The sequence below is a fragment of the Halalkalibacillus halophilus DSM 18494 genome, from assembly GCF_000423105.1.
GTDB classification, from domain to species: domain Bacteria; phylum Bacillota; class Bacilli; order Bacillales; family Alkalibacillaceae; genus Halalkalibacillus; species Halalkalibacillus halophilus.
The window spans coordinates 371192-396666 of the sequence record NZ_AUHI01000004.1; the positions used below are offsets into that span (position 1 = coordinate 371192).

At 36.3% G+C, this 25475-nt stretch carries 27 protein-coding genes, 1 tRNA gene and 1 pseudogene; 21 read left to right on the plus strand and 8 right to left on the minus strand.

Annotation, left to right across the window (positions count from 1 at the left end; all coding sequences use genetic code 11):
• The first annotated feature begins 7 nt into the window (after window positions 1-7).
• Window positions 8-1264 (plus strand): DNA polymerase IV, encoded by a 1257-nt coding sequence (locus G532_RS0101900; protein ID WP_027963270.1) that lies wholly within the window; start codon window positions 8-10, stop codon window positions 1262-1264.
• A gap of 52 nt (window positions 1265-1316) precedes the next feature.
• On the opposite strand, the gene lexA is transcribed toward G532_RS0101900, so the two are convergent.
• Window positions 1317-1937: a transcriptional repressor LexA gene (gene lexA, locus G532_RS0101905; RefSeq protein WP_027963271.1), complete on the minus strand. Its 621-nt coding sequence runs from the start codon at window positions 1935-1937 to the stop codon at window positions 1317-1319.
• A 194-nt stretch (window positions 1938-2131) separates the two neighbouring features.
• On the opposite strand from lexA, the gene G532_RS0101910 reads away from it, so the two are divergent.
• The 7 genes from G532_RS0101910 (at window position 2132) to G532_RS0101940 (ending at window position 7159) form a co-directional block, all read left to right on the plus strand.
• Window positions 2132-2365: a DUF896 domain-containing protein gene (locus tag G532_RS0101910; protein ID WP_027963272.1), complete on the plus strand. Its 234-nt coding sequence runs from the start codon at window positions 2132-2134 to the stop codon at window positions 2363-2365.
• Window positions 2366-2452: 87 nt separating this feature from the next.
• Window positions 2453-4462 carry a transketolase gene (tkt, locus tag G532_RS0101915; protein ID WP_027963273.1) on the plus strand — a complete coding sequence of 670 codons (2010 nt, stop codon included), beginning with the start codon at window positions 2453-2455 and terminating at the stop codon, window positions 4460-4462.
• Between the two features lie 90 nt (window positions 4463-4552).
• Window positions 4553-4990 (plus strand): sporulation inhibitor of replication protein SirA, encoded by a 438-nt coding sequence (sirA, locus tag G532_RS0101920; protein WP_027963274.1) that lies wholly within the window; start codon window positions 4553-4555, stop codon window positions 4988-4990.
• A gap of 69 nt (window positions 4991-5059) precedes the next feature.
• Entirely contained in the window at window positions 5060-5293 is a 234-nt protein-coding gene (locus G532_RS0101925) for a YneF family protein (protein WP_027963275.1), read from the plus strand.
• A 142-nt stretch (window positions 5294-5435) separates the two neighbouring features.
• The gene (locus tag G532_RS0101930) at window positions 5436-6140 is read left to right on the plus strand and encodes a cytochrome c biogenesis CcdA family protein (RefSeq protein ID WP_027963276.1); all 705 of its coding nucleotides are present in this window, start codon (window positions 5436-5438) and stop codon (window positions 6138-6140) included.
• Between the two features lie 69 nt (window positions 6141-6209).
• Window positions 6210-6677, plus strand: coding sequence for a Na(+)/H(+) antiporter subunit B (locus G532_RS0101935; protein ID WP_027963277.1), 468 nt, complete (start codon window positions 6210-6212; stop codon window positions 6675-6677).
• On the plus strand, window positions 6677-7159 hold the full coding sequence (locus tag G532_RS0101940; RefSeq protein ID WP_051189012.1) for a CcdC family protein: 483 nt from the start codon (window positions 6677-6679) through the stop codon (window positions 7157-7159). Before G532_RS0101935 ends, G532_RS0101940 begins: the two co-directional genes overlap by 1 nt.
• Window positions 7160-7187: 28 nt before the next feature.
• Here the strand turns inward: G532_RS0101940 and G532_RS0101945 are convergent, their stop codons facing one another.
• Complete coding sequence (locus G532_RS0101945) at window positions 7188-7625, minus strand: DUF2621 family protein (RefSeq protein WP_027963279.1); 438 nt, start codon at window positions 7623-7625, stop codon at window positions 7188-7190.
• 42 nt (window positions 7626-7667) lie between these two features.
• A tRNA-Sec gene (locus G532_RS15945) sits at window positions 7668-7764 on the minus strand.
• 202 nt (window positions 7765-7966) lie between these two features.
• On the opposite strand from G532_RS15945, the gene G532_RS0101950 reads away from it, so the two are divergent.
• Together G532_RS0101950 and selB are read left to right on the plus strand one after the other, a co-directional pair.
• A complete protein-coding gene (locus G532_RS0101950; protein WP_051189013.1) occupies window positions 7967-9052 on the plus strand; it encodes an ATP-binding protein in 1086 nt (361 codons plus the stop codon).
• A gap of 15 nt (window positions 9053-9067) precedes the next feature.
• A complete protein-coding gene (selB, locus tag G532_RS0101955; RefSeq protein WP_027963281.1) occupies window positions 9068-10945 on the plus strand; it encodes a selenocysteine-specific translation elongation factor in 1878 nt (625 codons plus the stop codon).
• Between the two features lie 131 nt (window positions 10946-11076).
• Here selB and selD read toward each other — a convergent pair whose 3' ends face one another.
• On the minus strand, window positions 11077-12135 hold the full coding sequence (gene selD / locus G532_RS0101960) for a selenide, water dikinase SelD (RefSeq protein WP_084500474.1): 1059 nt from the start codon (window positions 12133-12135) through the stop codon (window positions 11077-11079).
• Window positions 12136-12328: 193 nt separating this feature from the next.
• Between selD and G532_RS15765 the strand changes: the two are divergent.
• The 4 genes and pseudogenes from G532_RS15765 to G532_RS0101975 all read left to right on the plus strand — a co-directional run.
• Window positions 12329-12517 (plus strand): annotated as a pseudogene (locus G532_RS15765) (Rdx family protein); the annotation flags it as partial.
• Between the two features lie 101 nt (window positions 12518-12618).
• Window positions 12619-14040 (plus strand): L-seryl-tRNA(Sec) selenium transferase, encoded by a 1422-nt coding sequence (gene selA, locus G532_RS0101965; RefSeq protein WP_027963283.1) that lies wholly within the window; start codon window positions 12619-12621, stop codon window positions 14038-14040.
• Window positions 14041-14191: 151 nt separating this feature from the next.
• Entirely contained in the window at window positions 14192-16900 is a 2709-nt protein-coding gene (acnA, locus tag G532_RS0101970) for an aconitate hydratase AcnA (protein WP_027963284.1), read from the plus strand.
• Between the two features lie 242 nt (window positions 16901-17142).
• Complete coding sequence (locus tag G532_RS0101975) at window positions 17143-17937, plus strand: CAP domain-containing protein (protein ID WP_035512357.1); 795 nt, start codon at window positions 17143-17145, stop codon at window positions 17935-17937.
• Window positions 17938-17998: 61 nt separating this feature from the next.
• Here G532_RS0101975 and G532_RS0101980 read toward each other — a convergent pair whose 3' ends face one another.
• The gene (locus tag G532_RS0101980; protein ID WP_027963286.1) at window positions 17999-20086 is read right to left on the minus strand and encodes a catalase; all 2088 of its coding nucleotides are present in this window, start codon (window positions 20084-20086) and stop codon (window positions 17999-18001) included.
• A gap of 158 nt (window positions 20087-20244) precedes the next feature.
• Between G532_RS0101980 and G532_RS0101985 the strand changes: the two genes are divergently transcribed.
• The 6 genes from G532_RS0101985 to G532_RS0102010 all read left to right on the plus strand — a co-directional run bounded on the left by G532_RS0101985 (window position 20245) and on the right by G532_RS0102010 (window position 22777).
• Window positions 20245-20907 carry a hypothetical protein gene (locus G532_RS0101985; protein ID WP_027963287.1) on the plus strand — a complete coding sequence of 221 codons (663 nt, stop codon included), beginning with the start codon at window positions 20245-20247 and terminating at the stop codon, window positions 20905-20907.
• 1 nt (window position 20908) lies between these two features.
• Window positions 20909-21490, plus strand: coding sequence for a redoxin domain-containing protein (locus G532_RS0101990; protein ID WP_027963288.1), 582 nt, complete (start codon window positions 20909-20911; stop codon window positions 21488-21490).
• Between the two features lie 50 nt (window positions 21491-21540).
• On the plus strand, window positions 21541-21687 hold the full coding sequence (locus tag G532_RS15950; protein WP_156882508.1) for an FbpB family small basic protein: 147 nt from the start codon (window positions 21541-21543) through the stop codon (window positions 21685-21687).
• Window positions 21688-21744: 57 nt separating this feature from the next.
• Window positions 21745-21963, plus strand: coding sequence for a small acid-soluble spore protein Tlp (tlp, locus tag G532_RS0102000; protein ID WP_027963289.1), 219 nt, complete (start codon window positions 21745-21747; stop codon window positions 21961-21963).
• Between the two features lie 85 nt (window positions 21964-22048).
• Window positions 22049-22471 (plus strand): acyl-CoA thioesterase, encoded by a 423-nt coding sequence (locus G532_RS0102005; protein WP_027963290.1) that lies wholly within the window; start codon window positions 22049-22051, stop codon window positions 22469-22471.
• Complete coding sequence (locus G532_RS0102010; RefSeq protein WP_027963291.1) at window positions 22472-22777, plus strand: hypothetical protein; 306 nt, start codon at window positions 22472-22474, stop codon at window positions 22775-22777.
• A gap of 5 nt (window positions 22778-22782) precedes the next feature.
• On the opposite strand, the gene yidD is transcribed toward G532_RS0102010, so the two are convergent.
• The 3 genes from yidD to plsY all read right to left on the minus strand — a co-directional run bounded on the left by yidD (window position 22783) and on the right by plsY (window position 24858).
• Complete coding sequence (yidD, locus tag G532_RS0102015) at window positions 22783-23025, minus strand: membrane protein insertion efficiency factor YidD (protein WP_027963292.1); 243 nt, start codon at window positions 23023-23025, stop codon at window positions 22783-22785.
• Between the two features lie 8 nt (window positions 23026-23033).
• Window positions 23034-23948, minus strand: coding sequence for a GTP cyclohydrolase FolE2 (gene folE2 / locus G532_RS0102020; RefSeq protein WP_027963293.1), 915 nt, complete (start codon window positions 23946-23948; stop codon window positions 23034-23036).
• 328 nt (window positions 23949-24276) lie between these two features.
• On the minus strand, window positions 24277-24858 hold the full coding sequence (gene plsY, locus G532_RS0102025) for a glycerol-3-phosphate 1-O-acyltransferase PlsY (protein ID WP_027963294.1): 582 nt from the start codon (window positions 24856-24858) through the stop codon (window positions 24277-24279).
• A gap of 166 nt (window positions 24859-25024) precedes the next feature.
• Between plsY and G532_RS0102030 the strand changes: the two genes are divergently transcribed.
• The gene (locus tag G532_RS0102030) at window positions 25025-25438 is read left to right on the plus strand and encodes a CoA-binding protein (protein ID WP_027963295.1); all 414 of its coding nucleotides are present in this window, start codon (window positions 25025-25027) and stop codon (window positions 25436-25438) included.
• Window positions 25439-25475 lie beyond the last annotated feature (37 nt).

Sequence of the window (25475 nt, forward strand, 5' to 3'; positions counted from 1 at the left end):
GGGTAGAATGGATTATCAAGGCTATCCTAGACATGATGTGTTTTGTATTGATATGCGGTCATTTTATGCAAGTGTAGAATGCATGAAAAGAGGCGTTGATCCACAAACGTCATTGCTCGCTGTCGTGGGTGATCCGAACCGGAATGGCAGCATTGTGTTAGCCGCTTCTCCTGCACTAAAAAAACAACACGGCGTTAGTAATGTAAGTCGTTATTTTGAATTACCAAATGATCCTAATTTAATTATCGCGAAAGCTCATATGGGTGATTATGTGATGGTTTCTTTGGAAATCACTAAATTGATGCTTCGATTTGTCCCAAAAGAAGCCATTCACGTCTATTCTGTCGATGAAATCTGGATTACAGTGGATGGACTTCGTAAACTATATGGTACTCCTTATGAAATTGCCCAAAAGGTACAGGAGAGTATTCGGGAATTGTTTGGTATAGAATCGGTGATTGGAATTGGTGAAAATAAATTTTTAGCAAAAGTGGTTATGGATCTACATGCGAAAAAAGCAGAGGATGGAATTAGCGAATGTCGGTATGAAGATGTGGAACGTTTACTTTGGCCAGTTGCCCTAGAAGAAGTCTGGGGTATTGGATCACGAATGATGCGCAATTTAAATCGAATGGGCATGAGCAACTTAGGCGACCTCGCTAATCATTCCTTACCCCACTTAAAAAAGCGCTTCGGTATTATGGGAGAACAATTGTACTGGCATGCGTGGGGAATTGATTTAAGTCCAGTTACCGGAAATTTTACGAAAACGGAGCAAAAAGGTTATGGCCATGGAATTACACTTTTAAGGGATTACTCAAAAGAAGAGATTTATGCATGCTTACTCGATCTATGTGAGGAAGCGTGCCGAAGGGCGAGAAAGGACGAGAGGTTGGGACGAACGATTCACTTGGCAATTGGCTATTCAAGTGAGTTTGCGAAGGGATTCAGTAGGTCTATTTCCGTTGATGTTCCAACGAATGACACGCTTGAAGTATATGAAGTTTGTCTGCAGCTATTTCATCGTTTCTACAGTGAAGGGTATAGTATTCGAAAAGCTTCTATGTCACTCACGAATTTAAGTGAGGAGGCAGGGACACAGTTGAGCTTATGGAATGATCGGTCTAAATATCGTGATTTGTACCGAGTCATGGATGAAGTGAAAGATCGATTCGGTTCTACAGCTTTACTGCGAGCGAGTAGTTATACGAGTGGTGGAATTGCGGTGGAAAGAGGGAAGAAGATTGGAGGCCATTATGCATAGGAACAGAAAAAAGGTATTTTCCAAACAGGGAAAATACCTTTTCATATTTTAATTAATGAATGTCGCGGTATAAACCGACAACTTTACCTAATACCGTAACGTGATCTAAAATAATCGCTTCCATCGAAGGATTTTCAGGTTCTAAACGGTAGTGGTCTTCATCTTTAAAGAAGCGTTTGACAGTAGCTTCATCTTCTTCTGTCATTGCAACAACGATATCGCCATTGGAAGCTGTAGATTGCCTGCGAACAATGACAAGGTCTTGATCAAGGATTCCAGCGTCGATCATACTCTGACCTTGTACAGATAAGACAAATACATCTTCTTCGGAAGTAGAAAACGTTTGAGGAAGAGGAATATATTCTTCAATGTTTTCTATCGCTGTTATTGGTTCACCAGCAGTAACTTTACCTATTAAAGGTGCGTACATAGCATTACGTTCACGAACGGTTTGGCTATCTGCAAAGGTAATTTCAATCGCTCTTGGTTTGGTTGGATCGCGACGAATAAATCCTTTTTCTTCTAAGCGAGATAAGTGTCCGTGTACAGTGGAGCTAGAAGCAAGCCCAACAGCAACAGCAATTTCACGCACAGATGGTGGATATCCTTTTTCTTTAACCTCTTGTTCAATAAAATCATAAATTTCTTTTTGTCTCTTTGATAATTTCTTCATTTTCTCACCCCGAGATTTTTGTGAATGTCCTATACCTGACATGAACTACCTATAGTATAGCAAGTTTTATCCAAGAACACAAACGTTCGTTCGTATTTTATTCAGATTTCTTGTTTTCATATACTGTAGACGATAAAATGATAAAAGTGGATTGAAAAATATAATGAAAATTATTTAAGTAAAGGAGTATGAAAATGTTATCAGAAGAAGAAATTAAACGTATAAATGAGCTTGCTAACAAGAAAAAAACAGAGGGCTTAACAGATAAAGAACAAAAAGAACAAAAGAAACTACGGGAAGAATACTTGCAATCGTTTCGAAGTTCATTCAAAAATCAGTTACAGTCGATGAAAGTTGTCGACCCAGAAGGAACAGATGTTACTCCAGAAAAGCTTAAAAAAGAACAAGAAAATAATAAAAAACACTAATTTTTGCCGTTTTCTCGGCATATTTTTGTTATAATTTAAAAATGTGAACGCAATAAATCGTGATTAACGAAGGGAGTAATAAAATTAATGAGTAAAGAAACAGAAAAGCTATCAATTAATACGATACGAACATTAACAATTGACGCAGTAGAAAAAGCGAGTTCAGGTCACCCAGGTATGCCGATGGGGGCTGCTCCAATGGCTTACACATTATGGACCAAATTGATGGATCATAACCCGCAGAATTCAAATTGGTTTGACAGAGACCGCTTTGTTTTATCAGCTGGACATGGTTCCATGCTACTTTATTCATTATTACATTTATCGGGATACAAAGTATCAATCGATGATTTAAAGAATTTCCGCCAATGGGGTTCTAATACTCCAGGTCATCCGGAGTTTGGCCATACTGACGGTGTGGAGGCAACAACGGGTCCACTTGGCCAAGGGTTATCAATGGCTACTGGAATGGCAATGGCAGAGAGCTTCTTAGCAGGGAAATTTAATCGACCTAATTATGATGTTATCGATCATTACACATATGCTATATGTGGTGATGGGGACTTAATGGAAGGTGTTTCTCAAGAATCCGCTTCTCTAGCAGGCCATTTAAAACTTGGGAAATTAATCGTCATGTATGATTCGAATGATATTTCGTTAGATGGTGATTTAGATCGATCCTTCTCTGAAAGTGTAGAAGATCGTTATAAGGCTTACGGCTGGCAAGTAATTCGTGTAGAAGACGGAAATGATACAGTGGCAATTGAAAAAGCATTAGAAGATGCACGAGCGAATAAAGAACAACCGACAATGATCGAAGTGAAAACTGTTATTGGTTACGGAGCGCCGAACAAATCTGGTAAGGCAGATGCACACGGAGCACCGTTAGGCCATGAAGAGTTAAAAGCAGCGAAAGAACATTATGGATGGAACTATGAAGATGATTTCCATGTTCCAGATGAAGTGTATAAAGACTTTAAAGAAAATGTACAAAAGCGCGGAAAGCAATCCGAAGATGAGTGGAATCAATTGTTTAATCAATTTAAACAAGAATTCCCTGAATTAGCAGAAGAGTTAGAACAAGCAATTAAAGGGGATTTACCACAAGGGTGGAATGCAGACTTACCTACGTATGATGAGCATTCTAAAGCACTTGCAACACGTGCTGCATCAGGCGAAGTGATGAATGCAATCTCAGAAAAAGTTCCACAATTCTTTGGTGGAAGCTCAGATTTAGCTGGTTCGAATAAGACAACGATTAAAAATGAGGAAGACTTTAAAGCGCCAGATTACAGTGGCAGAAATGTTTGGTTTGGTGTTCGTGAATTTGCAATGGCATGTGCATTAAACGGAATGGCGCTTCATGGAGGTCTTAAAGTTTACGGAGGAACGTTCTTCGTATTCAGTGACTATCTACGTCCCGCATTACGTTTATCAGCTTTAATGGGAGTTCCTGTAACGTATGTATTTACTCACGATTCCGTCGCAGTTGGGGAAGATGGGCCAACACATGAGCCGATTGAACAATTACCTGCCTTACGTGCAATGCCAGGATTATCTGTTGTGCGTCCTGGTGATGCAAATGAAACGAAGGCTGCATGGGAGTTGGCTCTAGAAGCTACGAATCATCCAACTGCACTCGTTCTTACGCGCCAAGGATTACCGGTATTAGCTGGAACGAATGAAAAAGCAAGAGAAGGTGTGGAACGCGGGGCTTATGTTTTACGTGAAGCAGAGAAATCAGAAGCAGACGTTTTATTACTTGCTTCAGGTTCTGAAGTACAGTTAATTACAAAAGCGGCAGAAGAACTTGAGAAAGAAAATATCTCAGCTAGAGTAATTAGCATGCCTTCATGGGATCGTTTCAAATTACAATCTGATGCATACAAAGAAGAAGTGTTACCACAAAATGTAACGAAGCGACTAGCAGTAGAGATGGCTTCTCCATTTGGTTGGGAACGTTATGTAGGCATTGATGGTGATGTATTAGGAATTGATACATTTGGAGCGTCTGCACCAGGAGATAAAGTAATTGAAGAGTATGGCTTTACTGTAGAAAACGTGGTTAGCAGAGTAAAAGTGTTATTAAATAAATAATTTTCTACAAACTTTTTAAATAAATAACAAATAATGCGACAAACTTTTCTAAGGAATGTTGGTAAGCTTGGCCTAAAGGGAGGTCAAGCCATGTACCAATATTCCTTATTTTTCTTTAAACCAAATTATGGAGAACATTTTTATTTTAAAGTAAGTTTATTATACAAACTACTCAAAAAGTACAAAATGCAAAGTCTTCAGGATGGCATAACAACGAAACAGATAAAATACGCATTAGAGGAAGTAAAGCTTGAACAACTTTTTTCGTATTTAAAAAATAGTACAACCGCAAATGTAAACTGGATCGACGAAGAAACTTTTGAAATGCAATCGGGTAACAAAAGAATTATCGTTAAAAAAAGTTCGAACGGGTTAGAATTGTATGCTACATCCTTGATTGAATTAGAAACGTTATTACTTAAATACTTAAAGAAATACCACGAGTACATCTTTGTTTTAAATGAAACATCAGTAGAATTTGGATGGGTTCGTCCTTATAAGAGGAAAAAACTACTTAATCATGGTTAATTACTATTGTTTTTCTAGATTTGTTTTACTATACTGTATAGAGACAACGAAATAGGAGGATCTAGAAGCATGGGCACAATATGGGTAGTTTTAATTGCTCTTGCAGCATTGGTTGTAGGTGTATTACTTGGTTTCCTTATCGCTAGAAAAACGATGATGAATTACCTGAAAAAGAACCCGCCAATTAATGAGCAAATGTTACGTACAATGATGATGCAAATGGGTCAAAAGCCATCTCAGAAAAAGATTAATCAAATGATGCGCGCAATGACTCAACAAATGGATAGTAAAGATAAAAAATAAAGGAACGGAGAGCAGAAAGTGGCTCTCCGTTTTTATAATGTTTTCCTGCAGAATTCATAAAACTGTCAAGCAGTGTTAACATGAATATGGTAATTATCTGATAGGATAGGGGAAAGAACAGTAAATTGTAGGAGTTGTTTCGATGAATGAAGTGAATATTTTATTAGCATTTGGAGCAGGGTTCCTTTCATTTATATCTCCTTGTGTGTTACCACTATACCCGGTATTTCTTTCGTATGTCACGGGTATGAGCGTAGATGAGTTGAAGAATGATAATGCGATGCTAAGAAAACGTAGCATGCTACATACTCTATTTTTCTTAATCGGATTCTCATCGATCTTTATCATGCTTGGTTTTTCTACCTATTATATTGGAGAAATGTTATATACCTATCGTGATTTGATTCGTCAAATTGGCGCAATTTTAATTATTTTCTTTGGGTTTGTTATGATTGGTGTATTTAATTTCGAATTTTTAATGAAAGAGAAGAAAGTAACTTTTAAAAACAGACCAACAGGCTATATTGGTACTTTATTCATCGGTGCAGCTTTCTCCATGAGTTGGACACCATGTACGGGACCAATCTTAGCAGCAGTAATTAGTTTAGCAGCCGTTAATCCTGAATCTGGAGTAATTATGATGACAGCATACTCTCTAGGTTTTTCAATTCCTTTCTTTGTCATGTCCTTCTTCATCGGGAAAATGGATTGGATTAAAAGAAATTCACAGCGCATTGTAACGATTGGTGGTTACATTTTAATTGTATTAGGTGTCGCATTATTCTTCGATTGGTTGCGAATTCTAACTGCATATTTGGCTAATTTCTTTGGTTTTACCGGCCTATAAGCATTGAATCCTCTATCTAATTCGCTTATAATTAATACCACAATTGTTTACAACTAAAAGGAGTATGACATGAAGAAAAATACGAATGACTTAATTCTTAAAACGTTGACACAATTAATAGCTTTCTTATTATTAGGCTTTTCTATTTACTTATTTTTCGCTGGTCATAATGCACCAGGTGGCGGGTTTATAGGTGGTTTAATGACAGCATCTGCTATTATTCTAATGTATATTACGTATGGTATCGAAAAAATCCAACAAATTTTGCCGATTAATTACATTACGATGTTCATAGCCGGATTAATGATTGCGACACTATCTGGTGTAGGGGCAATCATGTTTGGAGTGCCCTTTTTATCACAAACTTTTGGGTATTTTGACATCCCGTTTTTCGGTGAAACAGAATTGGCTACTGCACTCATTTTTGACTTAGGAGTGTATCTAGCTGTAGTTGGGGTAACGATGACAATTATCTTAACAATCGCAACGGATGCAACAGAAGATAATGAAATGAATGAGGAAAAGGTTGAGGCGTAATGAATGTTTTAGATCAACCATTGATCGCTGGGACTATAAGCGTGATTGCAGTTATTATGGCAATTGGTATGATCGTTATAAGGTCCCGTGCGGCTAAACGACCCGCATCTGTAAAGAAAATAATATTACCACCATTTTTTATGAGTACAGGTGCACTTATGTTTTTATTTCCTTACTTCCAAATAAGTTGGTTACAAGTAATCGAAGCGATGATTGTTGGTGTTTTATTTTCCATTCTATTAATTTATACTTCTAATTTTGAAGTGAAGAAGAATGAAATATATTTAAAACCGTCGAAAGCACTAGCATTCATTTTAGTTGGCTTGCTAGTTATACGTGTGAGCTTTAAGTCCGTCTTGGGACAAGAAATATCGGTAGGGGAAACAAGCGCTATGTTCTTCTTATTAGCATTTGCGATGTTAGTGACTTGGAGAATAGCCATGTTGATTAAATTTATGAAACTAAAAAATCAAATAGCATAAAAAAAGCGGGTAAAAGTGTAAATCACTTCTACCCGCTTTGTGGTTCTAATAGATGTTGATATGGTGTAAAGTCAATGTTCTTCTCATTTAAACGTTTTATCAAAAATTTATGATCCCGCTTAGGTGTTGCAAGAATATATCCTTCAATGAGTAGTTCCAAGGTAATAGACTTTGCTTTTCTTTCTAATGCTAGTCGCCCAATTCTTGCTCCGATCTTTTGTTTGGCAACATCCCGAAAAATTTCTGGGACAGGCTCTACCAATTCATTAAGTAACTGCTTTTTCTCGTCACTCCATAAATGAATAGTTTCTTCAATATAAAACTCTTCCCAGTCGATAATTGATTTTCCATCTTCTTTTGGTAGCTTTTTAAGAAACTTTCGAAACATAAAGTAGCCACCAATGGTAAGCAATCCTAACATAATAAATGACCAAATAACTAATAATATCGCAACGATTCCAGACATCTTTTGTCATCCTCTATAATAAAAATCTCTTAAACATATAAATGGCGGGACTGTGTGGGAATCGAACCCACCAGAGACAACACGTGCCTCTCGAGCGGTTTTGAAGACCGTGACACGCACCAGCTTTGCAACCAGCCCCAAAATAATTTTCTAGTTTATTATACAAGCTGAGAACGTCTGTAGCAACAAAGTTAACCACAATAATGTTCTTTATAAAGAATTATATCTGAAATTCCTTGGACATTTCGTATGAAATTGGATAAAATGGTTTTGAACTGTTATATTCTGTTAGGTTTATCATAAGATGATGATATATACGTTTTTGAGAGGAGTAATATCGAATGGATAAATCGCTAACATTTATTGAGCCAAGGAGCGCAACAGATGAGCAGTCTTTCACTAGAATTAATGATGCTGCTAGTAAATGGATTGACAACTATTCGATGAACGTTCATGTCGTTTTCGATGACGATTTTAATATACATAGTGTCAGTGCATCTGTTAAAAGTTTATTTGGGTATACCCAAGAAGAGGTACTGAGTGCTTCGTTACTTTATTTTATTCATCCTAAACAGCATGAAGAATTAAAAGCATTTGTACAGGGACTAGAGGAAAACAGTCGTCAGCGCATCGAGCTTCTTGTTAAAAATGCTAATAGTGAGTATATTCATTCTCAAAGCTATGCAGGAAAAATTGTAGACCCTGAAACAGGAAAACCTTATTATGTAGCTGTAGCTCAAGATATATCAGATCAAAAGCAAGCTGCAGAAATGCTAGTCAGATCTGAGAAACTATCAACAGCAGGGCAATTGTCTGCCTGTGTTGCACATGAAATAAGAAATCCGATCACTTCTTTAAAGGGTTTCCTTCAATTAATGGATACCAATATGAAGGGGAAAGAGGCATACCTAAAAATTATGAAAGATGAGATAGAAAAAATTGAAGCAATCTCATCTGAATTATTATATATTGCCAAACCTTCTACGAATACATTCCAAGAAGATGATTTAATTATAATGCTTAAAGAAGTATGTACATTAATGCGCTCACAAGCACGAATAAATGATATCAAAATAAAGCAAGATTTTAATATGAATCAATTCACACTACATTGTGATCGCTCGCATTTGAAACAGGTTTTTATTAATCTAATTAAAAATGCAATTGAAGCTATGGAAGACCCAGGCACAATAGAAGTAAATGTCTATTACAGTGACTATTTAACAATTGATGTAATAGATCAAGGTTGCGGGGTTCCTGATGAATTGAAAGCAAAATTAGGGCAACCTTTTCTAACCACTAAATCAAAAGGGACTGGGCTTGGATTAATGATTTCTAAAGATATTTTAAAGAAACATGATGCCACGATTCAAATAATCGACCATGAGCCAACAGGAAGTATCTTTCGTGTTCAATTCTTAAAATAATAGGCTGGTGTTAAAATGTCTCAACGAAATTATACTATCGGTATGGCTGGCCATATAGATCATGGAAAAACGGAACTTACGAAGGCATTAACTGGGACAAACACAGACAGGTTGAAAGAAGAAAAAGAACGAAGAATATCTATAGAATTAGGGTATGCTCCGCTCCTCCAATCTGAGGAACAAACGATATCGATTATAGATGCTCCAGGACATGAAAAATTTATTCGTCAAATGATTGCAGGCGTCTATTCCGTTGATCTCGTTTTATTAATTGTTGCTGCTGATGAAGGCGTGATGCCACAAACGAAAGAACATATGGAGATTTTACATTATCTCGGCATTGAGAATGTGTGGTTTGTGATCTCCAAGGTGGATACCGTAGAGGAAGAGATGCTTTCCATTGTAGAAGAAGATTTAAGAGAACATATGAAACAATCATATTATCATGATCAGGCGATTTTTCATGTGGACTCCGTTAGCTTCCAAGGAATAAAACAATTAAAAGATGCCATCACGCAACACCTAGAGAGTTCACCTGTAAAGGATCAGTTTGGCGAATTCAGACTTGCAGTTGATCAAGTTTTTTCTATCCATGGGACTGGTACTGTTGTGAGAGGCACTATAATGAGCGGGATTGTGCAAGAAGGCGAAGAGGTTCTACTTCTCCCTTCAAATAATAGAACTCAAGTTAAAACGATTAGACAGTTTTCAAACAATGTATCTCTTGCTAAGGCGGGAAGTAGGACTGCTCTATCGTTAAGAAACTTACAAGTGAATGAGATAAAAAGAGGGGAAGTAGTTACCTCTAATTTACAAGCACTTGCTACTAGACGAGTGGACTTGGAGTTAAGGGTTAGTCCGTATTTAGATAAATGGATTAAACAACGTTCACCTATTAAACTGCATGTTAACACTAGTGAAGCATATGGTAGAATTGTTTTTTTCGATAGGAATAGAGTAGAGGAGCCAGACGAACTTCTTTATGTTCAAGTTGAATTAGACGACCCAATATATGTCCATAAAGGGGATCGTTTTGTACTTCGAAGGGCAACTCCGGTTGAAACCATTGGAGGCGGTCGTATTATAGTCCCACAAGCCTCGAAACATAAATTTGGGATGGATACAGTGGAATGGTTAAAAGAAAGGTCTGAAGCCTCCTTGGAGGAACAAATACTATTGTTAATCGAAGAGGATCCGGGAATCGATTTTACCAAATTGAAAAGTCAATTCACCTCCTCTTTGTCAGAAGTAGAAGATAAGTTTCATGAATTACAAAAAGAGAGAATCGTACAAATAGATTACAAATTATATACTGTTAATCAGGTGAAATATGCAGAAGATTCGTTAATTAGGACTTTAACAAAATTCCATGAAAGTAACCCGATGAAAAAAGGATTAAATAAATCAGAAGTCATTCAATCATTACCTTATCAAACCAAACGTGAAATGACGTTACTTCACTACTTTATTGACCAAGAAGTTATTGAACAGTCGATGCATTATATTTACCTAAAAGGATTTTCACCTTATGTTCCAGACAACTTAAAGGAAATGGTAGATTCATACTTGAACCAGTTGTATAAAGACAAATATGAGGTGAAGGAGTATAGCAATTACTTAACTGAGATGTCAGCTTCAGAGCAAGTAAATGTGATAAACTATTTAATTGATCAGAGTCGAATTGAACCTCTAACCGACGAACTAATGATGGATTCTTCAAGGTTTAAAGAGAGTGTGGACCAACTAAAGGGAATTTCTGAAGAGTCATTCTCTTTAAAAGAAGCGAAAGATGAATTGGGTCTATCAAGAAAGTATCTTATACCGTTACTAGAATTAATGGATCATAAAGGGATAACCATTCGACAGGAAAATGTACGTGTATGGAATTCGTAATTTATCTTTTAAAGTGAATGTATTCTGCGACGATCAAACAAATAAAACTCCAATGTAATTCATTTTAAAATGGAATTACACTGGAGTTTTTTAATTAATGGCCACCTAATTCGAAAAGTATTGCCAGAGGTTTAGTTAACATAAATCGGATATGGTTGTTGTTCAGATACTTCTCCGATAACCTTAGCTCCGAGTGAGCCAGTAGCATTTAATTTTTCTACATAGGATTTGGCCTGTTCAGCAGGTAGAGAAACTAATAGCCCACCTGAAGTGATTGCGTCAGCGAGGATTACCCGTTGAATTTCCGTAATCTCATTTGAGAACGAAATAGATGATTCTAACCATTTTAAGTTTTCTTTACTACCACCAGGTATGGCTCCTTTTTCAGCTAGCTCTGAAGTTCCTTTGATTACTGGAACTTGTTCGTTAAAGATCGTAAACGTTTTATTACTACCACGAGCCATTTCTAAAGCATGGCCTAATAAGCCAAATCCAGTAACATCTGTAACTGCATGGGCATTACACTCATGTAAAAAAGATGCAGCCTTTTTATTCAATTCTTTCATCCAGTAGATTGCTTCATTAGATATATGTTCAGGAGCGAATCCTTTTTTTACAGCTGTAGTAATGATTCCGCCACCAATAGGTTTTGTTAATACAAGTAGATCTCCAACTTGACTACTTGTGTTTGTTAAAACTTTATCAGGATGAGCAATACCGGTTACTGCCATGCCGAATTTTGGTTCTAGATCATCGATGGAGTGGCCACCAATAATGGAGCCTCCAGCTTCATGGACTTTATCTTCTGCTCCTTGAAGGATAAAAGACAACATATCAGCACCATATTTTTTTACAGAGAAATTCGTAATATTCAGTGCAGTTTTCACTTCGCCTCCCATTGCGTACACATCGCTCATAGCATTCGCAGCGGCTATTTCACCAAAAGTATAAGGATCATCGACAATAGGTGTAAAATAATCAACTGTTTGAATGAGAGCAATGTCATCCGTGAGTTTAAACACACCAGCATCGTCTGAACTATTTTGGCTGAATAAAACGTCGTCATTTTTTGGATGTACTTTTACTTGACTCAACACGTGAGCCAGTTCGCTTGGCGCGAGTTTACATCCTCAACCAGCTTTGGTTGAAAGAGAAGTTAATCGGATGATTTCATCTTCACTTTTATTCATTTCCCATACCCCCAATCCACTGATTTCATTATACGTGATATAAGATAAATAGAAAACTAAGCCAATTGGACAATTAAAAATGATTGAATTTTAAAGGGTATTCTTTTAAGCTAGAAGTAATATACAACTAGGAGGAATTGGAATGAGCTATAAAGTATCTATCGAATTTTGCATGCAGTGAAACTATGCGCCAAAAGCTGCGAGTTTCGCAGATGAATTATTTACACATTTTCGTCATGACATTTCAGAAATGAAACTGATCCCTGCATCGGGTGGAGCATTTGAAGTAAAAATAGACGGAAATAAAATTTATTCTAAGTTAGATACAGGCGTGTTTCCAAAGTCTGAAGATATAATCAATGATATTCACACCATGAAATAATTAACCCAAACCCACCGAATAAGTAAGAATTTCGGTGGGTTTATGTATAAAATAGGGACAGGAAAACGGTTTTACTTCAATAATAGAACGGAGATACAATTATGAACGATAAAATGAGACTTATCCCTTCCATACATCAGCTAATGCTAGATGATCGAATTCAATTCATTCAAAGTGAGTATGAGTTGACCAGTGTAGAACTAAAACAAGTATTACAAGAATCTTTGAGTGAATTTAGAGAGTCTATTTTTGCAGAAAAAGTAAGTTTAAATAGCAAAGAAGAAGTAATGGATCATATCTATGTTTTAACTAAGAGATATAGTGATCAGATTTCTACACCCAATCTTCAACAAGTAATTAATGCTACAGGAACAGTTCTTCATACAAATCTGGGGCGAGCTCGCCTTTCTAAATCTTCTCTTGATGCTTTACAACAAATTGGAGCAAATTACTCCTCTTTAGAGTTTGATATCAAAAGTGGTAGGAGGGGATCTAGGCATGACCTAGTGGAATCGCAATTAATACATTTAACAGAAGCAGAGGCTGCTATGACAGTTAATAATAATGCGGCAGCGGTCTATCTGATACTGTCTGCTTTTGCCAAAAATCAAGAAGTAATTGTGTCTAGAGGTGAGTTAGTAGAAATCGGAGGAAGTTTTCGGGTATCTACAATAATGGAAGAAAGCGGCGCACAATTAGTGGAAGTAGGAACAACGAATAAAACGCACTTATATGATTATACGGAAGCAATAACGTCTGAGAGTAGCATGCTTATGCGTGTCCACACAAGTAACTTTTATATGAAAGGTTTCACTTCCAGTGTAGAAAGAGAAGAACTTATTAAAACCTCAAAGCAAGAAGAATTACTTTATTATGAGGATCTTGGAAGTGGCATGATTTATGACTTGAAACAGCATCAAATAGGCTCAGAACCTAGTGTGGCCGATGTTATTCGCACAGGCGCAGACCTTGTCTCATTTAGTGGAGATAAGCTTTTAGGAGGGCCACAAGCTGGGATTATTGTTGGAAAAAAAGAATGGATAAATAAATTAAAGAAGCATCCACTCGCGCGGGTTCTTCGCATGGATAAATTCTCGTATGCTGCCTTAGAACAGACACTTAAAGATTATACGAAGGGTTCAGATTTTTTAAGAAGTCAAAACCCAACTATTAGGGATATATTAAAGCCTGCTAGTGAACTGAGGCAAGAGGTAGAAGCAAAATTAGCCGAATTAAATGACTTAAAAATGTTGAAAGTTTACGGAAAAGATATTATATCGAAAGTGGGAGGGGGGACGCTTCCAGAAGTTGAACTGGATTCATACGGAATTGCAATAAAGTCTGAAAGTATAAATAGTATGGAAATCCAAGAACTTTTAAGAAGTGATCAGCAACCAATTGTTTGTAGAATCGAACACGAAGCTTGTGTTTTGGATTTTCGAACACTTGATTGGGAAGAACAAAAAAGATGTATGAATGCTATAGTGGAGTTGGATAAACAATTACGTGAAGAACTGTTATAAAAGGATATTTTTTGCCGAAATTTCGTTTTAAACGTTTTACTTCTAATATATTTTCATATAAAATGAATACGTGCAGAAAGATTGGCTATTTTAAACGAAAATTGCTAATTAAAAATCCAAAAAAATTACATACTTCAAGGGGGTAAATAACATGGGATCAAGCAACGCTTTTAATTCAAAAAAGCAATTTGAACTGAATGGTAAAACGTACAATTATTATCATTTAAAAGCATTAGAAGAACAAGGGCAAGTAAATATTAAGAAGCTTCCGTTCTCTATTCGTGTTTTACTAGAATCTGTATTGCGTCAACATGACGGCCATGTAATTAAAAATGAACACATTGAAAAATTAGCAAAATGGGCAGATGGAGAAAAGGTCGATGTACCTTTTAAGCCATCACGTGTCATTTTACAGGACTTCACTGGTGTACCAGCTGTAGTGGACCTAGCTTCTTTACGTAAAGCGATGGTTGATATGGGTGGAAGCCCTGATAAAATTAACCCAGAAGTACCAGTTGACTTAGTAATTGACCACTCGGTGCAAGTAGATAAGTATGGTACTCCTGATTCATTGAAATTTAATATGGATATGGAATTTAATCGTAATGGAGAACGTTATGAGTTCTTACATTGGGCACAAAAAGCTTTTGACAACTACCGTGCTGTACCACCAGCAACTGGTATCGTGCACCAAGTTAACTTAGAGTACATTGCAAATGTCGTTCATTCTCAAGAGCAAGAGGATGGTACGTATGATGCATTCCCAGATACTTTAGTAGGTACTGACTCACACACTACTATGATTAACGGTTTAGGTGTACTTGGTTGGGGTGTAGGAGGAATTGAAGCGGAAGCAGGTATGCTTGGTCAGCCTTCTTATTTCCCTACTCCAGAAGTTATTGGTGTTAAGTTAACTGGTAGTATGCCAGAAGCTACAACTGCTACTGACTTAGCCTTGAAAGTAACTCAAGTACTACGTCAGAAGAATGTTGTCGGTAAGTTCGTTGAATTCTTTGGTCCAGGTCTAACGTCAATGCCATTAGCTGATCGTGCAACTATTTCAAACATGGCTCCTGAATATGGTGCAACGTGTGGTTTCTTCCCAGTCGATGATGAAACACTTAATTACATGCGTTTAACAGGCCGTTCAGAAGATCAAATTGAGTTAGTTAAAGAGTATTTGCAGAGAAATGATTTATTCTATACTACAGATCAAGAAGATCCTGAATTCACGGAATTAGTAGAAATTAACTTATCAGAATTAGAGCCGAATCTATCTGGACCAAAACGTCCACAAGATTTAATTCCTTTATCTGCAATGAAAAAATCATTTAATGAAGCATTGACTGCTCCTGCAGGTAACCAAGGATTCGGATTAACTTCAAAAGAAATTGACCGTGAAGCTGAAGTAAACTTTAACGATGGTTCGAAGACGACAATGAAGACTGGTTCTTTAGCAATTGCGGCAATCACTTCTTGTACAAATACTTCTAACCCGCACGTTATGCTTGGTGCTGGACTACTTGCTAAAAAGGCAGTAGAAAAAGGATTAGATGTACCACCATATGTAAAAACTTCATTGGCTCCTGGCTCTAAAGTAGTAACGAACTACTTAGAAAACGCAGGATTAATGGATTATTTAAATCAATTAGGATTTAACCTAGTAGGTTATGGTTGTACGACATGTATTGGTAACTCTGGACCATTACTACCTGAAATCGAAGAAACAATTGCTAACAATGATTTAACAGTTTCTTCTGTGCTTTCTGGTAACCGTAACTTTGAAGGGCGTATCCACCCTCTAGTGCGTGCAAACTATCTTGCTTCACCACCATTAGTAGTGGCGTATGCATTAGCTGGTACAGTTGATATCGATCTTTATAACGAGCCAATTGGTAAAGATACTTTAGGAAATGATGTATACTTTAAGGATATCTGGCCTTCTTCTGATGAGATTAAGGACGAAATTACGAAAGTAGTTACTCCTGAAATCTTCCGTAAAGAATATGAGTCAGTATTTGAATCGAATGAAGAGTGGAATAAAATTCAGACAACAGACGAACCTTTATATGAATTTGACGAAGAATCAACATATATTCAAAATCCACCATTCTTCGAAGAAATGTCTAAAGATCCTAAAGAAGTGCATCCATTAAATGGACTTCGTGTAGTTGGTAAATTTGGCGACTCAGTAACAACTGACCATATTTCTCCTGCAGGGGCTATTCCAAAAGATATGCCAGCTGGGCAATATTTAATGGAGAAAGATGTATCTCCTCGTAACTTTAACTCTTATGGTTCCCGCCGTGGTAATCATGAGGTAATGATGCGTGGTACATTTGGAAACATCAGAATTCGTAATGAAATTGCAGGTGGTAAAGAAGGTGGTTATACTACATTCTGGCCAACAAATGAAGTAATGCCAATTTATGATGCTGCGATGAAATACAAGGAGACGAATACAGGTCTTTGTATCATTGCAGGTCAAGATTATGGAATGGGAAGTTCTCGTGACTGGGCAGCAAAAGGAACAGATCTTCTAGGAATTAAAACAGTAATCGCAGAAAGCTTCGAAAGAATTCACCGTTCGAACTTAGTAATGATGGGTGTTCTACCATTACAGTTCAAATCGGATGATACTCTTGATTCTCTAGGCCTTACTGGTCGTGAAACATTTGATGTTCAAGTAACAGAAGATGTGAAACCACACGATCTAATTCCAGTTCTTGCAACGGATGAAGAAGGTAATAAGAAAGAATTTGAAGTTATCGCTCGTTTTGATAGTGATGTAGAAGTAGATTACTACCGCCATGGTGGAATTTTACCAATGGTACTACGTAATAAATTAGAAACGGTTTAATAAATAAGTAAGAGAAAAGTCACCACTTTTATAGTGGTGACTTTTTTATTCTAAAATTATGTAGATACTTTACGATTATTGAAATAGGAAAACATTTCAAATAAGTATTGAAATCCTGTTATAACAAGGTTTATAGCTCATTTAAATCTCTTCCATTTTTTGGCCTGCATTATATGGTTGAATAAACCCGCTTCTATAACGATAATGTACGTGGGGGTCAAAACAACAAGGAGGTATTTTTTATGAAGTGGTTTAGATCAACATTTTTAACGGTGTGCGCTGTCATGCTTTCCGTAGTTTTAATGACGGGAACGGTGGGTGCTACAAACCAAGTCGATTCACAGCAAGATCATAATGTCTATCAAATAGTGAAAACGATAGACGTTCAATTTGGTCAATCTGATCAAAGTATAGAAAAAGGTATAAACAAATTTAATGATTGGGATTCAGTCATAGAGTTCTATAATAAGCTAAAAAATAATAGCTTTGAAGAATTTAATCAAAATAAAGAACAACCTATAGATAAACCGGTTGAAGAAGAACTAGCACAAGAAGAACCAGCTCAAGAAGAGCCAGCACAAGAAGAACCAGTACAAGAGGAGCCTGAGGTTGAAGAAAATAAATCAACAGTGGAACAACCTGCTTCTTCTGACCTTCATGATTTTGAGATGCAAGTGTTTAACTTAGTCAATCAAGAGCGTGAATCTCGCGGATTAGCACCACTTGAGATCTCTGTAGAATTAAGTAATGTAGCACGTCAGAAATCACAGGACATGGGTGAGAATAATTACTTTAGTCACCAGTCACCAACTTACGGTTCCCCATTTGACATGATGGATGCATATGGTATTCAATATCGTTCAGCTGGAGAAAACATTGCAATGGGACAACGTAGTCCAGAACAAGTGATGAATGGTTGGATGAATAGTGATGGCCACCGTGCAAATATTTTAAGTGAAAACTTTACACACATTGGTGTTGGATATGTTGAACACAATGGGACAACGTACTGGACACAAATGTTTAAATCAAAATAACTAGATTATGTACCGAATCGAGGTTCACTCGATTCGGTTTTTTATATAGAAATATTATTTCTTATACTTCCCGCTTCCAATGGCGGTGAACCTTGATGGCATCAGAAAAGGCTGTAAGGAATTGTTCCTCAGCTAATTGATCGTCCAATTGAATAATTCCTACTTCAGAATTTTTAATAGATGAATCTTTGAAGGAAGGCTTTATTTGTTGATTAACTAGTTGATTGGCATCAAAGCAGGAACCAATTGTTTTCATGTGATGAAAGGTATTCAGAATAAATTCTTTACTCTCCATGGTCTGGTTTAATTTTTTAACATGCTGCTCACCACTTGGGATAAAAATGGCATCGTATAAAACGGCGTGAGTAGTAGCGTAATTTTTATTCGCTGAAATCGATGTTTCTTGATCACTACTAATTGCTCCCAGCTGCTCACTAACAATGTCTATTACAATGCCTTTAGCCTCTAAGAAGGATTTTAAATCAGCAACTTCCTTATGGTTAAATCCATTTTCAAGTAAAAAAGCTACTTTTCTACCTTTAAGCTTCATAGGTGTGTTTAATTGACTTAAGGCTGGAGATAGATTAGCTGGGGCCTGGTTTTCGGTTTCCTCAGGTTGTTTTACGCCAACTCCATTAGCAATTTTAACAGCTAATTGGTGATCAACTTGATTAAACATAGTGACGACTTTTTGTTTAATAGATGGGTCATTTACATTACCTACTTCAAAATGAAATGCATCTATAATATGTTTTTTCTCAACGGACGACAAACTATAATAGAACAATCTAGCTTGACTAAAATGATCAGAGAAACTTTGTGGAAGTTTGTGTGTCTTTATACCTTCTATATGTTCTTTGAATGGCATAAAAGCGTCTTTTTCTTCATGCATTTCCGGGCTGTTCATTTGTAAAGTGTTCGGAGAATAAGCTACTTTACCTTTATTGATTGTCATACGGTGAAAGCCGTCACGCTGATTATTATGAATCGGAATAATTGGACGGTTTATTGGGATTTCATGAAAATTTGGGCCGCCTAGTCGCAGTAACTGAGTATCTAAATAAGAAAAAAGTCTTCCTTGTAAAAGTGGATCATTTGTAAAATCAATTCCTGGAACAATGTTAGCAAGGTGAAAAGCGGCTTGTTCCGTTTCTGCAAAGAAATTATCTTGGTTTCTATTTAAGGTCATTTTACCAATTCGCTGCAGCGGAACTTGTTCTTCCGGCCAGATCTTCGTTGCATCTAAAAGGTCAATATTAAACTGTTGAGCTTCCCTTTCAGTTAGCACTTGAATAGCGAGCTCATACTCTGGATAATCTCCTCGCTCGATTGCTTCATAAAGGTCTTTTCGATGGAAGTCCGGATCTTTACCAGCAATTTTTTGTGCTTCATCCCAAATTAAAGAATGTACTCCTAAAAGAGGTTTCCAGTGAAACTTCACAAAATGAGCTTCGTTTTGACTGTTAACGAAACGGAAAGTATGAACGCCAAAGCCATCCATCATTCGAAAGCTTCTTGGTATACCTCGGTCAGATAATAACCACATAATCATATGAGCTGATTCTTGATTATTAACTACCCAATCCCAAAACGTGTCATGTGCAGCAGAAGCTTGTGGGATCTCATTATTGGGTTCGGGTTTTATTGCATGAACGAGATCTGGAAATTTAATTGCATCCTGTATAAAGAAAATCGGCATATTATTACCCACTAAATCAAAGTTACCGTCTTTTGTATAGAACTTAGTAGCAAATCCTCTCACATCGCGGACAGTATCTGCAGAACCTCTTGAGCCTACTACAGTTGAAAACCTTACAAATACCGGGGTTTTAACGTTCGTATCGTTTAAAAATCCAGCTTTTGTGAGGTCTGATAATGGTTCATATACTTGGAAGTAACCATGTGCTCCAAATCCCCTTGCGTGAACCACGCGTTCTGGTATACGTTCATGGTCAAAATGAGTTATTTTTTCCCTGAAATGAAAATCCTCTATTAGAGATGGCCCACGCTCACCGACTTTTAATGTTGTTTCATCGTGGTGTATTGGAATTCCTTGGTCGGTTGTATGCTTCGTACCTGCATCAGATTGGGTGTATTCTTCTAATTGTTCTTTTTTTCTATTTGATTGATTGTCTTTATTATTTTCCATAAAACTCCTCCATATCCATTGAAGACTTATATACTATTTGTGTACTAAAAAACGGTTATCTATACATGATTTTATATAAGTTCAAAAATCGTTAATCTTTATATAGGTTAATGGTTCACTTTTTTTGTTAGGATAGGGGCATGGGGGTGCGTTGCTTGATGACAGATGTTATTCAATTAGGGCCATTTAATTTATATATTCCTTATGTAGCTTCTATTATTGCTATAGTAATTTCTGTTTTTACAGCAAGTTATTTTGGAAAATTTAAGCTCCAAACAGCTGATAAAAAAGCAACTGACTTAGTGTTAGAGTATTGGATTGTGTTTATTCTAGTATGGAAGTTAAGTTATTTTTTAATGTATCCTCAAGACTTATTGAATTACCCACTTGCTGTTGTTTATTTTGACGGTGGAAGTATTGGGTTACTATTGGGCTTATTCATAATAGTTCTTTATATGTTTTTTCAAAGAAAAAGAAACAATATAAATTTTTCAGTACAAGTGTTATTGATGATACAAGCCTTATTAGTATATTTGGTTATAGATACACTAGTTGAGGCGTATTATCGAATGAATATATACATGTTTATGGAAAGTATTGCGTATATTGCAGTAGTTGTAACTTTATTTTGGAGAAGAAAAGAAGATGCATTTTTACTAGGTTTAAAATTTACCAGATGGACAGCCCTAGTATGGATTGCTTTTCGTGTTCTAACAGATCAATTACATTTACATACAACCTGGTTAATCGTTTTGATTATATTCGCTTTCTTAAACCTAATGATTGAATGGAAGTGGACCAAGGTACAGGAGGAAGAGTAGAATGATAGTAGCAAAAAGAATTATTGCTCTTGGTATTATCGGAGTATTGTTAGGAATCATTGTTTATAATGTCTTCTTTGAAGAAGAGGCAGAGGAAGTGCAAGAAGGAGAAGGGGTTTTTGTGCAACCTGAGGGAATGGATATTGATATGGATGGTGTCGATGTTGGTGATCAAGCCCCAAACTTTAAGCTTTCCACATTGGACGGCAATGAGATCGAACTAAACGAATTAAGAGGAAAGAAAGTGTTTATTAATTTCTGGGCTACTTGGTGCCCACCTTGTAGAGCAGAAATGCCACATATGCAAGATATTCATGAGGAATATGGAGATGAAGTAGAAATTCTTGCAGTTAATGCGATTGCATCAGAAACCAATGAAGATAATGTGCAGGATTTTGTTAACGAATTAGATTTAACTTTCCCAATTCTTATGGATGAAACTAACGAAGTGAATGTAACTTATCAAGCAATATCTCTTCCTACGACCTATTTTATAAATACGGATGGAGTTGTTCAGATCCCTAGGAAAGTAGGTCCAATGTCATACGATGAGATGGTTGGGTATATTGAAGAGTTAGATTAGTATAAATATTACATTTAATGGCTATCCTTTTAAAAAAAGGAGTCGATTAAATGAGAAGAAGAGAGCAATTGTCATTTCAAAAGTTGTTCACAGAAGAAAAAGAGAAGATATTGAGTAATCCGGAAGAACTTGAACAAATTCATCAAAAAGTAGAAGAAAGACTTAGTGTTATAAAGGATCAAACCAAACATGCATAGTATTTGTCAAATGCCCTCATAATAAATGTATCAGAAGAATAGGAGGGGGCAGACAATATGCGTAATAATCCAAATCCGGATGATCGAAGTGATAATGTAGAACAACTGCAATCAAAGGTACAGGATACGATCGAAAACTATAGAGAAGCAAAAGAGGAAATGGAACATGCTTCAGACAAAGATCGGAAAACAATAGAAGCAAAAAATGAACGAAGAAAACAATCCATTAAAGGCATGCGTAACGAAATATCTGACGAAGCTAAACATCAGGAATAGAAGTGAGCTAGCGATTTTGCTAGCTCTTTTTTTTGGTGTAAAATAATGAATATAGACAGAATTAAATATAGGAGATGTTACTTAAATGGTAATTAATCATTCGGAAGTAAAGGTAAGGTATCAAGAAACAGACCAAATGGGTGTTGTCTATCATGCGAACTACCTTGTGTGGTTTGAAATAGGAAGAACGAATTTAATTGAACAATTAGGGTTTCGATATGCTGATATGGAAAGAGAGGATGTATTATCTCCAGTAATTGATATTCAAGCAAAGTATAAATACCCGCTTCGTTATGGGCAGACTGCAAAAGTTAAAACGTGGATTAAGAAGTATGATGGTTTTCGTGTAGTATATGGTTACGAAATACATAATGAAGATGATCAACTATGTGTAACTGGGGTATCATCGCATGTATGTGTAAAACGAAGTAACTTTAAGCCGATATCTATTCGTAAACAATTTCCGGATTGGCATGAAGCTTACAAGAAAGCTAGTGGTGAAGAGTAAATGGCTTTTGGGATAAAAAAAGAAGAACTGAGAATGTGGAAGAGTAAAGTTCAAAAAGGGGAAATTGCATTTATTACTCATTTTTGGATAGATGAGAGGTTCCCAACTATGAATACTGTGACGAAAGTTGGTTGTAATGACTTAGATCGATTAATTAACTGGGGAAAAAAATATGGCCTCAAAGCATCCTGGATTCATAGAGATGAAAAGTACCCACATTTTGACTTAATCGGTTCTTTTCAAAGAGACATATTAAAAGCAGAAGGAAAGTTAGAACAGTTAGAGCGTTTAGAAAATAAAAGCTAAAGAACCTATTTTGGTTCTTTAGCTTTTTCCTTTTTAGACTCGGGAACAGGATCAAACCCGCCTGGATGAAAAGGATGACACTTTAGTATCCTCTTTAAACTTAAGTAAGTCCCTTTCAAAACTCCAAACTTTTCAATCACTGCCATACTATAATGAGAGCATGTAGGTTGAAAACGACAAGTTGGTCCAAGTAAGGGTGAAATAAATGATTGATAAACTTTAATCAAACTAACTAAAACTGTTTTCATAAAAAATCCTATCTTTTATCATATGTGATCGAAGCAATCGCATCATGTAAATGGATGGATTCTTCGTTCGTACACTTCACCGTGAACTGATCAATTAAATCAATTTCATAAAGATCACTTGCCACAAGTCGCACCATGTCCTCCACAAAACGAGGATTTTCATACGCCTGTTCGGTCACCATTTTTTCATCTGGTCTTTTAAGAACTGGATGAATCCGAGCACTAGCGTTTGATTCAGCTGCTTCTAATAGAAGTTCTTTCCAATCTGCCTGTTTCTCGTCGAAATCAGGAGATAAAGTTACTTCCATCTTGATATTACCTCTTTGGTTATGTGCACTATATTCACTAATTTCTTTTGAACAAGGGCACAGAGTTGTCACTTTACCTGTTAATCCGACCTTCACTTCAAAGCCAGTAGTTTTGTGGTAATTTACTTGAATCCATGCATCCGCGTGATTTAATCCAGTTTGACCTGTAAAAGGTGCTTCTCTTTCAAAAAACCATGGGAAAGATACATGTAGTTCTGCATCTCTTTGATCAAGTCTTTGATGTAAGTCATGCGTAAACTGTTTTAATGTTTCGAGACTTAATTCAAATCCCTGTGTGTGGTATTCCTGTAGCTGTTCTGTAAAACGACTCATATTCGTGCCTTTTGAATCCTGCATAATAGATGATGCAAAATAAAAAGTACCGATGGAAGTCTGTTTGGTAGGGTTTAATTTACTTGGTATTTCAACAGGATGTTTTACATTCGAAATCCCAACAGCATCTAATTCAAAAAGAAAATCCTTCTTTGTATTTTGCAAATCTTTCATTTTGCTTTTTTCTGCCGGTTTGGTTCGAGGTCCAGGTTCTACTGACCCAAACAATTGGTGGCGGTCATGTTTATTAGGTAATTGTTTCTTAGAAGTTGTTTCGTGCATAGCTATGACTCCTTTCACACTGCCATCTCTCAGGATGTACTAGTTTATTATACAAGATTGAATGAAATTGATTCAATTAATTGAACTCAATCTTCAAACGAGACGGCTTTGAGGGGATCAGTAAATAGGTATATTTGTTGGTTTTGTTTCACCGAAAGATATCGCAGCAGTATTATCCGTTCCTAGGTGATGAGATCTTTTAGTGTTATAATTAGTTATCGGTGAAACAATCCTCTTATTTGTTTATTCTATTTAATTCCTAAAGGGTGTGATTGTTTTACTCAATACTCACCAGCATTTCTTCCGCGAGTATACAAAACTTACCTCTTTACAACCATTTAATTTTTGGTTCTGTACCTTCCTTAATACGTTTGATGTTATCCATGTGTCTGTAAATCACAAATAAGAAAAATAATGCAGTAACAATAATGAGACCAATTTCGTTTAGTATAATAGCAGTGATTGTTGCCGTTAACCCTGTTAGCAGGGAGGCAAGTGATACATATTTAAATAATTTCAAGAATAAAAAGAATCCTGCTAAACTAATGAAAAATAATATAGGACTGACCGCTAAAAGCACACCACCAGATGTCGCCACTGCTTTACCACCTTTAAACTTAGCAAATATGGGGTAAGTATGACCGACAACAGCGAAGGCACCAATAATTAAAGGGTTTATATCTGTTGCAAAAAGGATAACAAGAAGTGAAGCTAGAGTACCTTTTAAGATATCCATGACAGTTACAACTAGTCCAGCTTTTACACCCAATGTGCGAAACGTATTTGTAGCACCAAGGTTTCCGCTACCGTGTTCTCTAATATCAATTTTGTAAAAAAGCTTTCCGATTATTAAAGCTGAAGGCATTGAGCCAAATATGTAGGCTATAATTGCAAAAAGTACAAATTCCATAAAAATCCCCATTTCCTATTCTTTCTTCATTCTATTCTATCAAATTAATGTTCATGAAAGAAGATATCGATTTAGAGTTTCTTTACTAATTCAATATAAAGTTGAGAAAATATAGAATTAACGCTATTCTAGTACTACAATAAATCTTAGGAGTTAGGATGATTCGATGCAAAACCCAACAAAAGATTCGATGAAAAGTGTTTTAGAAGAGGCGAACACAATTGCAGTCGTTGGATTGTCAGATAATACGGCTAGAACATCTTATATGATAGCAAAAGAAATGCAAACATTAGGATATAAGATCATTCCTGTTAATCCAAAAGTTAAAGAAGTTTTAGGAGAGACAAGCTATCCTAGTTTAAAAGAAGTTCCACACTCTATCGACATTGTGAACGTCTTTAGAAGATCTGAATATTTACCTGAAATTGCTAAAGAAACATTAGAAACAGATGCAAAAACTTTTTGGGCTCAGCTAGGTGTTTCAAATGATGAGGCTTATGAGATATTGAAAGAAAAAGAAATCAACGTCATAATGGATGCATGTATAAAAGTAGTCCATCAAATGACTATCGGAAAATAAATAAAATTCAGTAACAGTGAATACGAGAAAGCAGAAA

Excerpts from the sequence above, each read along its gene's own strand:
- G532_RS0101940 (WP_051189012.1), top strand. The coding sequence starts at position 6,677 with ATGAATGTTTTAGATCAACCATTGATCGCTGGGACTATAAGCGTGATT.
- plsY (WP_027963294.1), bottom strand. The coding sequence starts at position 24,858 with ATGGAATTTGTACTTTTTGCAATTATAGCCTACATATTTGGCTCAATG.
- G532_RS0102005 (WP_027963290.1), top strand. The coding sequence starts at position 22,049 with ATGGTAATTAATCATTCGGAAGTAAAGGTAAGGTATCAAGAAACAGAC.
- selB (WP_027963281.1), top strand. The coding sequence starts at position 9,068 with ATGTCTCAACGAAATTATACTATCGGTATGGCTGGCCATATAGATCAT.
- G532_RS0101985 (WP_027963287.1), top strand. The coding sequence starts at position 20,245 with ATGACAGATGTTATTCAATTAGGGCCATTTAATTTATATATTCCTTAT.
- G532_RS0102010 (WP_027963291.1), top strand. The coding sequence starts at position 22,472 with ATGGCTTTTGGGATAAAAAAAGAAGAACTGAGAATGTGGAAGAGTAAA.
- tlp (WP_027963289.1), top strand. The coding sequence starts at position 21,745 with ATGCGTAATAATCCAAATCCGGATGATCGAAGTGATAATGTAGAACAA.
- G532_RS0101975 (WP_035512357.1), top strand. The coding sequence starts at position 17,143 with ATGAAGTGGTTTAGATCAACATTTTTAACGGTGTGCGCTGTCATGCTT.
- acnA (WP_027963284.1), top strand. The coding sequence starts at position 14,192 with ATGGGATCAAGCAACGCTTTTAATTCAAAAAAGCAATTTGAACTGAAT.
- selA (WP_027963283.1), top strand. The coding sequence starts at position 12,619 with ATGAACGATAAAATGAGACTTATCCCTTCCATACATCAGCTAATGCTA.
- G532_RS0101930 (WP_027963276.1), top strand. The coding sequence starts at position 5,436 with ATGAATGAAGTGAATATTTTATTAGCATTTGGAGCAGGGTTCCTTTCA.
- G532_RS0101925 (WP_027963275.1), top strand. The coding sequence starts at position 5,060 with ATGGGCACAATATGGGTAGTTTTAATTGCTCTTGCAGCATTGGTTGTA.
- G532_RS0101900 (WP_027963270.1), top strand. The coding sequence starts at position 8 with ATGGATTATCAAGGCTATCCTAGACATGATGTGTTTTGTATTGATATG.
- G532_RS0102030 (WP_027963295.1), top strand. The coding sequence starts at position 25,025 with ATGCAAAACCCAACAAAAGATTCGATGAAAAGTGTTTTAGAAGAGGCG.
- G532_RS0101945 (WP_027963279.1), bottom strand. The coding sequence starts at position 7,625 with ATGTCTGGAATCGTTGCGATATTATTAGTTATTTGGTCATTTATTATG.
- G532_RS0101950 (WP_051189013.1), top strand. The coding sequence starts at position 7,967 with ATGGATAAATCGCTAACATTTATTGAGCCAAGGAGCGCAACAGATGAG.
- folE2 (WP_027963293.1), bottom strand. The coding sequence starts at position 23,948 with ATGCACGAAACAACTTCTAAGAAACAATTACCTAATAAACATGACCGC.
- G532_RS0101910 (WP_027963272.1), top strand. The coding sequence starts at position 2,132 with ATGTTATCAGAAGAAGAAATTAAACGTATAAATGAGCTTGCTAACAAG.
- yidD (WP_027963292.1), bottom strand. The coding sequence starts at position 23,025 with ATGAAAACAGTTTTAGTTAGTTTGATTAAAGTTTATCAATCATTTATT.
- G532_RS0101980 (WP_027963286.1), bottom strand. The coding sequence starts at position 20,086 with ATGGAAAATAATAAAGACAATCAATCAAATAGAAAAAAAGAACAATTA.
- sirA (WP_027963274.1), top strand. The coding sequence starts at position 4,553 with ATGTACCAATATTCCTTATTTTTCTTTAAACCAAATTATGGAGAACAT.
- G532_RS15950 (WP_156882508.1), top strand. The coding sequence starts at position 21,541 with ATGAGAAGAAGAGAGCAATTGTCATTTCAAAAGTTGTTCACAGAAGAA.
- lexA (WP_027963271.1), bottom strand. The coding sequence starts at position 1,937 with ATGAAGAAATTATCAAAGAGACAAAAAGAAATTTATGATTTTATTGAA.
- tkt (WP_027963273.1), top strand. The coding sequence starts at position 2,453 with ATGAGTAAAGAAACAGAAAAGCTATCAATTAATACGATACGAACATTA.
- G532_RS0101990 (WP_027963288.1), top strand. The coding sequence starts at position 20,909 with ATGATAGTAGCAAAAAGAATTATTGCTCTTGGTATTATCGGAGTATTG.
- G532_RS0101935 (WP_027963277.1), top strand. The coding sequence starts at position 6,210 with ATGAAGAAAAATACGAATGACTTAATTCTTAAAACGTTGACACAATTA.